This window comes from Frigoribacterium sp. NBH87 (assembly GCF_014217665.1).
In the GTDB taxonomy this organism is placed as follows: domain Bacteria; phylum Actinomycetota; class Actinomycetes; order Actinomycetales; family Microbacteriaceae; genus Frigoribacterium; species Frigoribacterium endophyticum.
Genome location: NZ_CP043650.1, coordinates 2,358,392 through 2,371,292, shown reverse-complemented (window position 1 = coordinate 2,371,292; position 12,901 = coordinate 2,358,392). Strand labels below are relative to the sequence as shown.

Sequence of the window (12,901 nt, the reverse complement as noted above, 5' to 3'; positions counted from 1 at the left end):
GCGGCCGGGCCCGGCCTCTCTCACAGGACCGACTTCGGCACGCGGTGCAGCGTCACCGCGCCGACGGCCGCGAACGGGTGCAGCGGGTCGGGCGCGACCGAGCCGGTCGGCCCGCCGAGCCGGGAGTGCCCGACGGCGCTGAGCACCGCGTAGGCGTCGCCGCGAGACCAGCCGTGGTCGTCGACCAGGAAGGAGAAGGCGTCCTCGTAGCCGCGCCGGACGCTCTCCTGCACGGGGTCGCCGAGGCCGACGAAGATCCAGTCGTCGGCGGTCTCGATGCGCGGCGCCCGCAGCCGGGCGCCCTTCACGAGGTCGATCGACACGACGGCCGTGCCCTGCGCCTCGATGGCGACGAAGGACGACTCGCCCTCGGCCATGATCGCGTGCACGTCGCCGATCGAGAGGTACGCGCCCTCGACCATGACGGGCAGGTAGACGGTCGAGCCGACGGTGTTCTCGGTCACGTCCATGTTGCCGCCCTGGGGGTAGGCGGGCATGATCGTCGAGTTCTCGCCCTCGGCGGGAGCGGTGCCCATGCAGCCGATCATCGGCCGCGGCGCGAAGACGTGGCGGTCGGTGACGTGCACGCCCTCCGCGTCGATCGGCACGCGACGGGTGAACATCTCGTCGCCCATCATGTGCTGCAGGGCGCCCGAGCCGGGCAGGCTGACCGACCAGCCGTGGTCGACGAGCCGGATGTCGTGCACCGTCACGGCGAGCGCGTCGTCGGGCATCGCGCCCTCGACGAAGACCGGGCCGGTGACGGGGTTGATCGGCACCGACAGCTGCGCCAGGTCGTGGTGGTCGTGCAGCTCGGCGTAGACGGCGTCGCTGGTCTCGAAGCCGATCGTCTCGCCCGTGCCCGGGGTGATGCGCAGCACGGGCTCGACGGCGGCGCTGAAGCCGGGCCGGCCGAGCTCGTTGCCGAGGAAGTGGTCGACGCCCGAGGCGCCGGACGAGGCCGACGCCGGCCCGGGCCCCGAGGAGTCGCGGTGCGCGTCGCTCACCGCCCGGCCTCCTTCTCGAGGGTGTCCGCCGCCGGGGTCGCCGTGGCGGCCGCTCCCGACCCGTCGCCCTCGTCGACCTGCCCCAGGGTCGGCGCCGCGCCTCCCCGGATCTTGTAGAAGAGGAAGACGCCCGCCCCGACCACGAGCCAGACGAGGCCGCCGATCTTCGCCGCGGGGGCCGCGTTGACGAGCACGTAGCCGATGATCAGGAAGCCGACCACGGGCACGACGAGGTGCAGCAGGTAGTTGCGCGACTTCCCCTTCACGACGTAGTGCCAGATCACCGAGAGGTGCAGCAGCATGAAGCCGAAGAGGGCGCCGAAGTTGACCAGCGACGAGATGACGTCGATCTGGCCGACGAAGAACAGCACGAGGATCGCCGAGAGCACCGAGACGACGAGGATGGCGGCCTGCGGCACCTGGCGCGAGTTGAGGCGCGAGAGCACCGCGGGCAGCTGCCGGTCACGGCTCATCGAGAACAGCAGGCGCGAGGTCGCGGCCTGCGCCGCCATCGCGTTCGCGATGCCGACGGCGAGCACGTTCACGACGAAGAAGGCGGTCATCCAGCCGCTCGACGACGCCTGGGCGACGAGGTCGAAGAAGGCGTTGCCGGCCTCCCCCTCGGGGAAGGAGTCGCGGCCCGCGGCGAGCGCGCTCGCCAGCCAGGTCTGCAGCACGAACAGGAAGGCGACGATGACGAGGGCGATGATCATGGCTCGACCCGCGCCTCCGCGCTTGCCGGTCGACTCCTCGGCGAGGGTCGAGATGCCGTCGAAGCCGAGGAACGACAGCACGGCGATCGAGAGCGCCGACGCGATCAGCGGGCCGGTGACCTTCGACGGGTCCCACACCTGGCTGACGCTGAACTCGGCGCCGGGGATGGTGCCGCCGTTGAGGGCGGTGACGGCGATGATCACGAAGATGACGATGAAGACGACCTCGATGGCGAGGAAGACGCGGTTCATCAGCTTGAGCGAGGTGATGCCGAGCAGGTTCACGGCCGTGTTGATCGCGACGAAGATCAGCGCCCACATCCAGCGGGCGGTGCCGGGGAAGATGCCGACCATCGACTCGGCGGCGAACACGTAGAGCAGCGTCGGCACGAGCAGGTAGTCGAGCAGGATCGCCCAGCCGGCGAAGAAGCCGACCGTGGGGTGGATGCCGCGGCCCACGTACGAGAACACCGACCCCGCGAGGGGGATCGACTTGGCCATCTGCGCGTAGGCGAGGGCGGTGAAGATCATCGCGACGAGGCCCACGAGGTAGACCAGGGGCACGAGGCCCGACGACGCGTTGTAGACGGTGCCGAAGATCGCCCAGGGCGCGATCGGCACCATGAAGATCAGGCCGTAGACGAGCAGGTCGCCGGTCGAGACCGACCGCTTCAGCTCCTGCTTGTAGCCGTACTGCTCGAGCTGCGCCTGCGCGCTCAGCTCGGGGGACTCGGTGCGCTCGGACATGGTGTCTCTCTTCGGGGTGAGGGAGGAACGGTGCGGGGAGGGGGTGGTGGTGGCGGTCAGGCGTCGTGGTCGGCGAAGAAGCCGGCGACGACGCGGCGGAACTCCTCCGGCTGCTCGAGGTGCGTGCAGTGGCTGGCGCCGGGGAAGACGTGGGAGACGGCGCCGTCGATGCCGTCGACGAAGGGCTGCCAGGTGGCCGGCGTCGCCTCGTCGTGCTCGCCCGCGACCACGAGGGTGGGCGCGGTGACGCTCGGCAGGCGGTCGACGATCGTCCAGTCGCGCATCGTGCCGATGACGTGGAACTCGTTCGGGCCGTTCATGGTGTGGTAGACCGTCGGCTCGGCCTCCATCTGCTCCTCGCTGTCGATGAAGTCCCGGGGCATCGGCACCACGCGGCAGACGTGGCGCTCGTAGAAGACCTGGGTCGCGGCGAGGTACTCGGGGTCGCCGGTCGTGCCCGCGCCCTCGTGCCGGAGCAGCGCCTCCTGCACGTCGGCGGGCAGCTGGGCCCGGAGCTCGGCGGCACCGTCGACCCAGAGCTGCATCGAGGCGGGCGAGTTGCAGATGGCCAGGCTGGCGAGGCCGGCGGGCTCGCGCACCGCGATCTCGGCGCCGAGCATGCCGCCCCACGACTGGCCGAGCACGTGGAAGCGCTCGAGCCCGAGGTGCGCGACGACGGCCTCGAACTCGTCGACGAAGAGCTGGGGCACCCAGGTCTCGACCGGGGCGTCGGGGCGGTGGCTGCTGCGGCCGCAGCCGAACTGGTCGTAGTGCACGACGGTGCGACCGGTCTCGTCGGCGAGCGCCGCCAGGTTGCGCAGGTAGTCGTGGGCCATGCCGGGGCCGCCGTGCAGCACGACGAGGGGCAGGGCGCCGGGGCGGGGCTCGTCGGGCGTGGTGACCTGGTACCAGGTGTGGCCGTCACGGAACGGGAGGGTGGCAGCGGTGCTCGTCGACATGCGCGTCAGCATGCACCCGCGAAAGGTCTCACGCCAAGACCTTTCTGCGTGACTTAACCTGGGCGTAACACGACGACGAGCTGGGGAGGGGTGACGCGGCATGACGGAGGACGGGTCTGTGGACGCCGCGGAGGCGCGCGCCGGGTCCCCGGCGAGCGCCGCGGCCGACGCCGCCCCCGCCTCCACCGCCTCCCCCGGCTCCGACTCCCCCGGCGTCCTCGAGGCCCCGCTCGAGTCGTCGACCCGGGTCGACGACATCTCCGACCGCCTCGTCACGGCCATCGCGACCGGCGAGTACCTGCCCGGCCAGCGCCTCCCCCCGGAGCGTGAGCTCGCCGCCTCGCTGCGCGTGGGCCGGATGACCGTGCGGGCCGCCCTCGCCCGGCTCGTCGACCAGGGGCTCATCGAGACCCAGCGCGGCCGCGGCGGCGGCTCGTTCGTGCAGGAGCGCTCGACCGACCGGGCCGCGGCCGTCGCGCAGCGGACGCTCGCCGCCCGCTGGTCGGACCTCCGCGACACCAGCGACGCGATCGGCCGCCTGCACGGCACGGTCGCCGAGGCCGCCGCCGAGAACCGCACCGACGACGACGTCGCCGTGCTGCGCGACCGCCTCGAGGGCTACCGCGCCGCCGCCTCGGGCCTGGCCTCGCAGAAGGCCGACGAGCGCCTGCACGTCGCGATCGCGGACGCGGCGCACAGCGCCACGCTCCGGGCCGTGCTGCTCGAGCTGGAGTCGCGGGTCAGCATCGCCGCGCCGGCCCACCTCTGGGGCGGCCCGGACGGCATGCGCGAGATGGAGCTGCGCGCCCTCGCCGAGCACGAGCAGATCGTCGAGGCCATCTGCGCCGGGGAGGCCGCGCGCGCCGCCGCGCTGGCACGACGTCACGTCGGCATCGACCTCGAGCTGCTCGAACGCGTGGTGCGCGGCGGCGACCACGCCTGACCGACGACCTGGCGGGGCTCGGCGTCGGGCCCCCGGAGGGCTCGCCGTCAGGCGCCGGCGGGGCTCCAGCCGAGCTCGGGCCCGAGGCGCTCGCCGATGTCGGTGAGCATCTGCGCGTAGTCGCCGGGCTCGAAGGCGAACGGCAGCGCGAAGGCGACCTCGTCGACCGCCTGGTAGGCGGGGTCGGCGTGCAGGGCGTCCGCGATCTCGGCCGAGGTGCCGACGAGGTCGGCGGCGAAGAGCAGCTGCCCCGGGCCCTGCGGCACGCCCACGCGGCCGGCGCGCGCCTCGGCGTACGCCGCGTAGCGGGCCCGCTGCTCGGGCGTGGCCGAGTCGGTCGGCACGACGACGAGCCCCTGCGACACCCGGGCGGAGGCGCCCGCCGGGTGGGCGTCGCGGTACGCGTCGATCTGGGCGCGCTGGTTCTCGGCGAAGTCGGTGCCCCGCTCGGCCTTCGTGACGCTCGACGCGAGCAGGTGGAACCCGTTCTCGCCGGCCCAGACGGCGGACCGCGTGCTGCCGACGCCGCACCACAGCCGGTCGACGAGCCCCGGGCTGTGCGGCTGGACGACGTCGCTGAACTCCTCGATGCCGCGACGGCCCGGCGAGGCCGAGACGACGTCGCCGCGCACGAGGTCGCGGAGGCGCAGCAGGCGCTCGGGCCCGAGCTCCTCGTGGTCGGCGGTGTCGGGGTAGATCGCGTCGCGGTAGAGGTCGAAGTTCATCGGGGTGCCCGACGAAAAGCCCGGGTTGAGGCGGCCCCCCAGCAGCACATCGACCGTGGCGAGGTCCTCCGCGAGCCGGAAGGGGTTCTCGGCCCCGATCGGCGTCACCGCCGTGCCCAGCTCGATCCGGCTCGTGCGCTGCGACGCCGCCGCCATGATCGCGACCGGCGACGAGATGCCCGGCTGCAGGTGCCGGTGGCGCAGCCACGCGCTGTCGAGGCCGAGCTCCTCGGCGCGCTCGATGACGCGCAGGACGTCCTCGTGGCCCGCGGCCGGCGAGGCGGGGTCGAACGAGCCGATGGTGAGGACGCCGAGGCGCCGCAGGGGTGTTCCGTCGACGGGCATGGCCCGATCCTCGCAGGTGCCGGCGTCAGAACGCCTGGTCGTAGAGCGCCGCGAGCTCCGGCGAGTCGGGGCCGGTCAGGCCGCACGAGCTCACGACGCCGGCCGAGGCGGCGACGAGCCACGCGCCTCCCTCGGTGAAGACGGGCGCCGCCCCGTCGACCTGGTCGTCGGGGTCGCCCTGCGGCACCTCGACGGCGTCGCCCGGGTCGCCGGCGAAGACGTCGTCGACCCGCAGCGTGGCGGTGCCCCCGTCGACGGCCACGACGGTGCCGCGGAAGGCCGTGGTCGAGGTCGCCAGCACCTCCGCGGTCGGCACGGCGCACATCGCGCCCGGTCCGCCCGCCGGAGGCGCGGTGAGGGTCGTCACCCTCCCGCCCGCCCCCGGGCCGGTCGCGACGAGCACCCCGACCACCGCCGCGGCGACGAGCACCCCGCCGGCGGCCCCGGCCAGGAGGCGGCGGGAGCGTCGACGGGCCGGAGCGGCGGCGGAGCGGCCGGGGGCCGTGCGGGCGGGGGTGCGGGGTGCGGTGCTCATGGTCGTCTCCGTCAGGTCAGCGAGCTGCCGGGCCGGCAGCGGGGCGAGGGAGGAGGCCGGGTCGGCGGACCGCATCAGCAGGTCGTCGGCGCCGTGCTCGGCGTGCTCGTCGTGCTCGTGCTCGTCGTGCGTGGTCATCGTCCGTCTCCTCCCGTCACCGGTGCATGTCCGTCACGCGCCTCCGCCTTCCGGATCTCGTCGGCGAGGCGTCGACGGGCCCGGTGCAGGCGGATCGACACGGCGTTCGGCGTCGTGCCCAGCACCGCGGCCGTCTGGGCGACGGTGAGCTCGTCCCACACGTGCAGGCGCAGCACCTCGGCGTCGACCTCCCGCAGGCGCGCGAGGGCGGGGGCGACGAGCGCGACCCGGGGGTCGACCTCGTCGGCCTCGGGCACCGACTCGGTCGGCGGGTCGACCGTGACGATGCGCGCGACGAGCCGGTCGCGGCGACGCATCGACCGCAGGGCGTTGCTGAGCTGCAGCCGGGCGACGCCGACGGCCCAGGGCACCTCGTCGCCCGCGGGCACGTCGTCGAGGCGCCGCCAGAGCACGAGCAGCACGTCGCCGAGCACCTCGTCGGCCGTCGCCGCGTCGACGCGGCGCGCGAGGTACCGGCGCACGGGCTCGACGACCTCGGGCACGAGGGCCTCGAAGCGGGCTCGGGCGGGCAGCAGGGTCACGTCCACACCCTCACATGTCCGCCGCCCGGCGTGCCTTTCGCCCGGGCCGACGTCAGCGCGGGCCGGGGCCGTGCGTCCCCTCGCCGCGATCGTCGTCGGCGACTCGCTGGTCGAGGCTCGGGTCGACCGCGGGGTCGACCGAGACGTCGCTCACGCGGAGGGGCGGCTCGGCGGCCACGGAGGACGGCGAGACCGGCGAGGCGGGCGAGCCGTCGCCCGTCGCACGACGGGAGCCGCGCAGGCGACCCTTCACCGCCTCCCACGGGCGGGCCAGCCCGCGGGCCCCGGCCTCCGTCGGCGCCTCGACCTCGAGGCCGTAGTAGGCCCCGACGTGCTCGAGCAGCACGTCGCGCTCAGCCGCGTCATAGGCCCGCCGCTCACGCGTGAAGGCGATGATCGTCGACCAGCAGGTGAGCAGCAGCACCACGCTGAACGGCAGCGCCGTCGTGATCGCCGCGGTCTTGAGGGCGTCGAGGCCGCCCGTGAGCAGCAGGGCGACGGCGAGCAGGGCGGCGACGAGCGCGAAGAAGACGCGCAGCCAGTTCTTCGGCTCGATGTCACCGCCGGAGGCGATCATCGCCATCACGAGGGAGCCCGAGTCGGACGACGTGACGAAGAAGACGCCGATCAGGAGGATGGCGCCGAAGGTCAGCACGGCGCCCGCGGGGAGGTCGCCGAGGAGGGCGAACAGCGAGCCCTCGACGTCGACCGAGCCGTCGGCGCCGATGAGCCCCCCGGCGCCGTCGGTCTGGCGGTGGATGGCCGCGCCGCCGAGCACGGCGAACCAGAGGAAGGTCAGGGCGGTCGGCACGAGCAGCACGCCGAAGACGAACTGGCGGACGGTCCGGCCCCTCGAGATGCGCGCGATGAAGATGCCCACGAAAGGAGCCCACGACATCCACCAGCCCCAGTAGAAGGTCGTCCAGGCACCCTGCCACTCCTCGCCGGCCGCGCCCTGCTGGGCGGTGACGTTGAACGAGAGGCCGACGACGTTCTGCAGGTAGGCGCCGATCGACTGCACGAAGTCGCGCAGCAGGAACTGCGTCGGGCCGACGATCAGCACGAAGAGGAGGAGCGCGGCGGCCAGGATCAGGTTGAAGTTCGAGAGGATCTTCATGCCCTTCGTCACGCCCGTCACGAGCGAGACGATCGTCACCGCGGTGATCACCGCGATGATCGCGATCTGGCTGACGATGCTGCTGTCGGCGATGCCGGCGGCCTCGAGGCCCGCGCCGATCTGGATCACGCCGAGGCCGAGCGAGGTGGCGACGCCGAACAGCGTGCCGACCAGGGCGATGACGTCGATCAGGTTGCCCCAGCCGCCGCGCACGCGGTCGCCGAGCAGGGGCTCGAGCGCCCAGCGGATGGAGACCGGACGGCCCCGACGGTGGATGGCGTAGGCGAGCGCGAGGCCGAGCACGACGTAGATCGCCCACGCGTGCAGGCCCCAGTGCAGGAAGGTCTGCGTGAGGGCCTGCTGCGCGAGCTGGTCCTCCGTGCCGGTGACGCCGGGGCGCGGCGAGGCGAAGTGGCTGAGGGGCTCGGAGACGCCGTAGAAGACGAGGCCGATGCCCATCCCGGCGGCGAAGAGCAGGGCGAACCACGACCCGGTGGAGAACTCCGGCTCGTCCTTGTCCTTGCCGAGCTTGATGGTGCCGAAGCGGCTGAACCCGACGAAGATCGAGAAGCCGACGAAGAAGGCCACGATCAGCACGTAGTACCAGCTGAAGTTGCGGACGATGCCGCTCTGCAGCCCGAGGAAGAGCGCCTCGGCCGAGGCGGGCGCGATCAGCGTGAAGGCCACGAAGCCGAGGACGACGATCGCGGCGGGCCAGAACACCCAGCGGCGGAGCTGGGGGGTCGTCGTGACGGCCTCCCCCAGGGTCGAGGGTCGGGCTTCGGGGGCCCCGGAGGAGGGCGGTTCGGTCGTTGCCATGCCTCCATCGTGACGGCTCCCGGCGCGTTCCGGGCAATGATGCGCACCGTGCACCGAGATGCACGACGAGTCGTCGAGATGCCCCGTCCGGGGCTCCGTCCTCCCCGGAGAGCCCAGGAAGCGGCACCTCGATCAGGGAGGAGCTACCGCGCCGTCACCGTCGCGAGCTCGTCCCAGTGGGTCGTCGCGCGCGGCGAGACCATGTCGCGCTTCATCGCCCAGCCGCGGCGGTGCCGCAGCCCGGCGACGCCGAGGCCGAGGCTCTCGTCGCCGAACTTGCCGGCGATCCGGTCGAGCACGTCGCCGTAGGCGGGCGGTGCCGCGGCGACCTCGCCGAAGACGTCGAGGCTCGCGTGCTCGGCGCGCGGCGTGAGCTCCATCAGCGTGACGCCGGCGCGCACGTAGCGCTTGCCGGGCTCGAGCTGGGGGCCGAGCGCCGCGATCGCGGCCCGGTAGAGCGTGGTCGCGTCGTCGGTCGGCTCGGGGAAGGCGATCGACACGACGTGGTTGGTGTGGCCGGCCTCCGTCGCGAACGGCGACGTGGCGGCGAAGCAGCGCATCATCCGGGTCAGCGAGCCCTGCCCCCGGAGTCGTGCGGCGGCACGTTGCGTGTAGACCGACAGCACCTCCTCGAGCTCGGCGACCGTCGTCACGGGCACCGCGAACGACCGGGAGTGGTAGATCTGGTCGCGCTCGGGCTGGACCTCCGATCGGCAGGCAGTCGACCCCGCGCAGCTCCTGCACGACGCGCGCCTGCACCACGCCGAAGCGCTTCCGGATGCGGGCGGCGTCGGCGTCGCGCAGGTCGGCGGCCGTGTGCACGCCGAGCGGCACGAGCTTCTTCGCCGTGCGTCGACCGATGCCCCACACGTCGCCCGCGTCGACGCTGGCGAGGATGGCGGTCTGCTGCGCCGACGAGTAGCTGCCCAGGTGGCAGACCCCCGCCAGTGCGGCGGCCTGCTTCGAGCCCCGGTTCGCGAGCTTCGCGAGGGTCTTCGTCGGCGCGATGCCGATGCTCACGGGCAGGCCGATCAGCTTGCGCACCACCCGGCGGATCTCGCGGGCCTGCGCGGTGGTCTCGTCGACGGTGCCGGTCAGCTCGATGAACGACTCGTCGATCGAGTAGACCTCCTGGTGGCTCGTGAACCGGCTGAGGATCTCGGCCGAGCGCGCCGACATGTCGCCGTAGAGCTCGTAGTTGCTCGACACCGCGACGACGCCCTGCATCGCGGCGATCGGCGCGATCGTGTGCCAGGGCGCGGCCATGTCGACGTTCAGCGCCTTGGCCTCCTGCGACCGGGCGATGACGCAGCCGTCGTTGTTCGAGAGGACGACCACCGGCCTGCCCTCGAGCGCGGGGTTGAAGACGCGCTCGCACGACACGTAGAAGTTGTTGGCGTCGACGATGGCGACGTGGCGCTCAGACACGGTGCAGGCACCTCGTGACGACGCCCCAGACGGTCGCCTCGTCGAGCTCGGAGAGCACGATCTCGGGGTAGGCGGGGTTCTCCGGGCTGAGCACCATCAGCCCCTGCCGCCACGAGAGGCGCTTGACCGTCAGCTCGGCGTTGACGACGGCCACGACGACGGCGCCGTCGTGCGCGTCGAGCCCGCGGTCGACGACGAGCTCGTCGCCGTCGAAGATGCCCGCGCCCGTCATGCTGTCGCCGCTCACCCGCACCAGGAAGGTCGCCGTCGGGTCGCGCATCAGGTGCCGGTTGAGGTCGACCGGCCCCGACCAGTAGCCCTGGGCGGGCGACGGGAAGCCGGCGTGCACGGCCTCGAGCGCGGCTCGCGGCAGGTCGGCGTCGGCGCGCTCCTCGCCCCCGACGGGCCCGAGCACGACGGGCGGCAGCTCAGGAGTCGCGGGTCGGGTCGGCCGCGCAGGGCGCGCCCCACGCGCTGCCTCGCCTGTCGTCTCGCTCACGGTGCCTCCCGGAGAGAACCTAGGCCAGACCACCGACGTCGCCTCCACCGACGTCGCCTCCACTGACGTCGCCTCCCCCGAGGTGGCCGGTCGTGCGGCGCCCCTCAGCTAGGCCGTCGGGCGCGCCTTGCGGATCGACCACACGTTGGAGTCGCCCACCCGCTCGTAGCCGAGGTCGTCGACGAGCAGCTGGACCAGGGCGAGGCCGCGGCCACCCTCGGCCATCTCGTCGGGCATGACGCGGCCGACGAGCGAGACGCTGCCGGGCTCGGCGGTGTCGCTGAGGGTGGCCGTCAGCTCGCCGTCGGTGATGGCGACGGAGAGCCGGCAGGCCACGCCCTCGCCCGCCGCGGCGTGCTCGATGACGTTGCTGGTCAGCTCGACGAGGGCGAGCTCGAAGGCCATGCGCTCCTCGTCGGTGAGGGTCGTGTCGTCGCCCCAGACCGACTCGAGGAAGTCGTGCACCGTGTTGACGTCGTCCGGCGGCGTGGCGAAGACGAGCTGGTGCTCACTCATCGAACGCCGTCGCCACGTCGTCGTGCGGGCGGAGGATGCGGTCGATGTTCGACAGCTTCAGCACCATCAGCACCTGGGCCGACGGCGAGGCGATGCGCAGGTCGCCACCCGCCGAGCGGGCGGACTTGAGGCAGCCGACGAGGGCGCCGAGCCCGGAGGAGTCCATGAAGTCGACACCGGCGAGGTCGACGACGACGCGGGGCCGGCCGTCGGCGATCGCGCCGGTCACGGCCTCCCGCAGGGCCGGGGCCGAGACCATGTTGAGCCTCCCGGTGCAGCGCACGACGGCGACGTCGGCGCCCGCTCCCTCGACAGCGAGATCCATCCAGCCAGCCTCCTCGGCTCGTCGTCCCGGCGCACGGGTCGGCGCGGTCCTCCGCGACACCATAGCTGCGGCCGACCCCCGGCACAGCCCGCCGCGGCGCTCCAGTGCGGGGGGTACCGGAGAGGGGCGGCCGACACCTATCGTCGGGGGGTGACCTCTGACCGCTCTCCGTCGCGGGCACGCCGGAGCTCCACGCTCGACACGTTCCTCCTGCGGTACGGCGTGACCCCCCTGGTGAAGCAGGCGCCGTCGGCGCTGCTCGTCGTCCTGGCCGTCGTCCTCTCGCTCACCGTCCCGCAGCTGGTGGTCACCAGCGGCGCGGGCCTCCTCGTCGCCCTGGGCGTCACCGCGGTCGCCACGCTCTGGGCGGCCGCCGCCACCGCCCGCCCGGCCGTGATCGGCGGGTGGGCCCTCCTGGTGCCCGCCCTCGACTTCGTCGCGCTGGGGTCCTGCGCTGGTCGACCGGCTCCTCCTCGTCGGTCTTCACGGCCCTGCTGGTGATGCCGCTCGTGTGGTTCGCCGCCCGCGAGCCACGCCGGTCGGTGCTCTGGGCGGTGCTCGGCTCGATGGTCGTCATCCTCACGCCCTTCATCGCCGGCATCAGCGCCGGCGACCGCGTCACCGAGCTCGCCCGCCTGCTCGTCGGCGTCCTCGTCTACACCGCGCTGGCCCTCGTCGTGAACGAGCTGAGCCGTCAGTACGCGGCCCAGCTGCGCCTGTCGGAGGAGCGGGAGGCGGTGGTCCGGACCGAGATCACCCGCGCCGCCGAGGTGCAGCGCTCGCTCCTCCCCGGAGCCCTGGCCGACACGCCCGGCTACGCCCTCGCGGGCACCTGCCTGCCCTCGACGACCGTCGGCGGCGACTTCTTCGACTGGTACCGCACCGACGACGGGGTCGCGATGACCCTCGGCGACGTCATGGGCAAGGGCGTCGGCGCCGGTCTCATCGCGGCGGCCGTGCGGGCGACGGTGCGCAGCTCGCGCCGCGACCCCGACCCGGGGGCCGCCATCGTCCGCGCCTCGGAGGGGCTCGCCACCGACCTCGCCGACGGGCCCGACTCCGTCGTGTTCACCACCCTCTTCCACGCGCGCCTCCGCGGCGACGTGCTGCACTGGGCCGACGCCGGCCACGGCCTGACCGTCGTCGTGCGGGAGGACGGCGGAGCCGAGCGCCTGTCGACGCCCGACCTCCCGATCGGCCTCGGCCTGGGCCTGCACGACGCGTGGGAGACGCGGACCACCGCCCTCTGCCCCGGCGACCTCGTGGTCTGCTTCAGCGACGGGGTGCTCGACCTCTTCGGCGGCGGGCTCGACAGCGTCGAGCACGTGGCGGCCCTCGCACGCCGCGACCCGCGGCCGTCGTCGGTCGTCGACGCCCTGGCCGACCTCGCCCGCGAGCTGGGCCACGACGACGACGTGACCGTGGTCGCCCTGCGGCGCGAGCCCGTCGCGGCGCCGGTCGCGGGCGACGTGCTCGCTCCCGTGGCCGTCGCCGCCCCGACGGCGCCCTGACGCCCGGGCCGCACCGACCCCCGCCGGCACCG

General features: G+C 73.5%; 14 protein-coding genes and 1 pseudogene. 3 read left to right on the top strand and 12 right to left on the bottom strand.

Going from position 1 to position 12,901, the window contains the following annotated elements; all coding sequences use genetic code 11:
- Window positions 1-20: 20 nt before the first annotated feature.
- The 3 genes from F1C15_RS11030 to F1C15_RS11020 are packed head-to-tail and all read right to left on the bottom strand — an operon-like array spanning window position 21 to window position 3,426.
- Window positions 21-1,007, bottom strand: a complete 987-nt coding sequence (locus tag F1C15_RS11030; protein WP_185231152.1) for an acetamidase/formamidase family protein — start codon at window positions 1,005-1,007, stop codon at window positions 21-23.
- Window positions 1,004-2,467 (bottom strand): APC family permease, encoded by a 1,464-nt coding sequence (locus F1C15_RS11025; protein WP_056051947.1) that lies wholly within the window; start codon window positions 2,465-2,467, stop codon window positions 1,004-1,006. The genes F1C15_RS11030 and F1C15_RS11025 overlap by 4 nt, the downstream gene beginning before the upstream one ends.
- A gap of 56 nt (window positions 2,468-2,523) precedes the next feature.
- A complete protein-coding gene (locus F1C15_RS11020; RefSeq protein ID WP_255465189.1) occupies window positions 2,524-3,426 on the bottom strand; it encodes a proline iminopeptidase-family hydrolase in 903 nt (300 codons plus the stop codon).
- A gap of 118 nt (window positions 3,427-3,544) precedes the next feature.
- Between F1C15_RS11020 and F1C15_RS11015 the strand changes: the two genes are divergently transcribed.
- Entirely contained in the window at window positions 3,545-4,369 is an 825-nt protein-coding gene (locus tag F1C15_RS11015) for a FadR/GntR family transcriptional regulator (protein WP_255465188.1), read from the top strand.
- A 47-nt stretch (window positions 4,370-4,416) separates the two neighbouring features.
- Here F1C15_RS11015 and F1C15_RS11010 read toward each other — a convergent pair whose 3' ends face one another.
- The 9 genes and pseudogenes from F1C15_RS11010 to F1C15_RS10970 all read right to left on the bottom strand — a co-directional run bounded on the left by F1C15_RS11010 (window position 4,417) and on the right by F1C15_RS10970 (window position 11,358).
- Entirely contained in the window at window positions 4,417-5,439 is a 1,023-nt protein-coding gene (locus F1C15_RS11010) for an LLM class flavin-dependent oxidoreductase (protein ID WP_056051942.1), read from the bottom strand.
- Between the two features lie 25 nt (window positions 5,440-5,464).
- Entirely contained in the window at window positions 5,465-6,112 is a 648-nt protein-coding gene (locus tag F1C15_RS11005) for a hypothetical protein (RefSeq protein ID WP_185231146.1), read from the bottom strand.
- Window positions 6,109-6,654 carry an RNA polymerase sigma factor gene (locus F1C15_RS11000; RefSeq protein WP_197982492.1) on the bottom strand — a complete coding sequence of 182 codons (546 nt, stop codon included), beginning with the start codon at window positions 6,652-6,654 and terminating at the stop codon, window positions 6,109-6,111. The genes F1C15_RS11005 and F1C15_RS11000 overlap by 4 nt, the downstream gene beginning before the upstream one ends.
- A gap of 52 nt (window positions 6,655-6,706) precedes the next feature.
- The gene (locus F1C15_RS10995; RefSeq protein WP_255465187.1) at window positions 6,707-8,590 is read right to left on the bottom strand and encodes a BCCT family transporter; all 1,884 of its coding nucleotides are present in this window, start codon (window positions 8,588-8,590) and stop codon (window positions 6,707-6,709) included.
- Between the two features lie 143 nt (window positions 8,591-8,733).
- Window positions 8,734-9,243 carry a DUF4113 domain-containing protein gene (locus F1C15_RS10990; protein WP_185231144.1) on the bottom strand — a complete coding sequence of 170 codons (510 nt, stop codon included), beginning with the start codon at window positions 9,241-9,243 and terminating at the stop codon, window positions 8,734-8,736.
- A gap of 379 nt (window positions 9,244-9,622) precedes the next feature.
- Window positions 9,623-9,973 (bottom strand): annotated as a pseudogene (locus tag F1C15_RS16355) (DNA polymerase V subunit UmuC); the annotation flags it as partial.
- 37 nt (window positions 9,974-10,010) lie between these two features.
- Window positions 10,011-10,391, bottom strand: a complete 381-nt coding sequence (locus F1C15_RS10980; protein WP_056055461.1) for a LexA family transcriptional regulator — start codon at window positions 10,389-10,391, stop codon at window positions 10,011-10,013.
- Window positions 10,392-10,625: 234 nt separating this feature from the next.
- Window positions 10,626-11,033: an ATP-binding protein gene (locus F1C15_RS10975; RefSeq protein ID WP_056051933.1), complete on the bottom strand. Its 408-nt coding sequence runs from the start codon at window positions 11,031-11,033 to the stop codon at window positions 10,626-10,628.
- Window positions 11,026-11,358, bottom strand: coding sequence for an STAS domain-containing protein (locus F1C15_RS10970; RefSeq protein WP_185231142.1), 333 nt, complete (start codon window positions 11,356-11,358; stop codon window positions 11,026-11,028). The genes F1C15_RS10975 and F1C15_RS10970 overlap by 8 nt, the downstream gene beginning before the upstream one ends.
- Before the next feature lie 150 nt (window positions 11,359-11,508).
- Between F1C15_RS10970 and F1C15_RS10965 the strand changes: the two genes are divergently transcribed.
- Both F1C15_RS10965 and F1C15_RS10960 read left to right on the top strand, forming a co-directional pair.
- Window positions 11,509-11,859, top strand: a complete 351-nt coding sequence (locus tag F1C15_RS10965; RefSeq protein ID WP_185231140.1) for a hypothetical protein — start codon at window positions 11,509-11,511, stop codon at window positions 11,857-11,859.
- The gene (locus F1C15_RS10960; RefSeq protein ID WP_255465599.1) at window positions 11,859-12,869 is read left to right on the top strand and encodes a PP2C family protein-serine/threonine phosphatase; all 1,011 of its coding nucleotides are present in this window, start codon (window positions 11,859-11,861) and stop codon (window positions 12,867-12,869) included. The genes F1C15_RS10965 and F1C15_RS10960 overlap by 1 nt, the downstream gene beginning before the upstream one ends.
- The last annotated feature ends 32 nt before the right edge of the window (window positions 12,870-12,901 follow it).

Coding starts and splice junctions, on each gene's coding strand:
- F1C15_RS11025 (WP_056051947.1), bottom strand. CDS start 2,467: ATGTCCGAGCGCACCGAGTCCCCCGAGCTGAGCGCGCAGGCGCAGCTC.
- F1C15_RS11020 (WP_255465189.1), bottom strand. CDS start 3,426: ATGTCGACGAGCACCGCTGCCACCCTCCCGTTCCGTGACGGCCACACC.
- F1C15_RS11010 (WP_056051942.1), bottom strand. CDS start 5,439: ATGCCCGTCGACGGAACACCCCTGCGGCGCCTCGGCGTCCTCACCATC.
- F1C15_RS11005 (WP_185231146.1), bottom strand. CDS start 6,112: ATGACCACGCACGACGAGCACGAGCACGACGAGCACGCCGAGCACGGC.
- F1C15_RS10995 (WP_255465187.1), bottom strand. CDS start 8,590: ATGGCAACGACCGAACCGCCCTCCTCCGGGGCCCCCGAAGCCCGACCC.
- F1C15_RS10975 (WP_056051933.1), bottom strand. CDS start 11,033: ATGAGTGAGCACCAGCTCGTCTTCGCCACGCCGCCGGACGACGTCAAC.
- F1C15_RS10970 (WP_185231142.1), bottom strand. CDS start 11,358: ATGGATCTCGCTGTCGAGGGAGCGGGCGCCGACGTCGCCGTCGTGCGC.
- F1C15_RS10960 (WP_255465599.1), top strand. CDS start 11,859: ATGCCGCTCGTGTGGTTCGCCGCCCGCGAGCCACGCCGGTCGGTGCTC.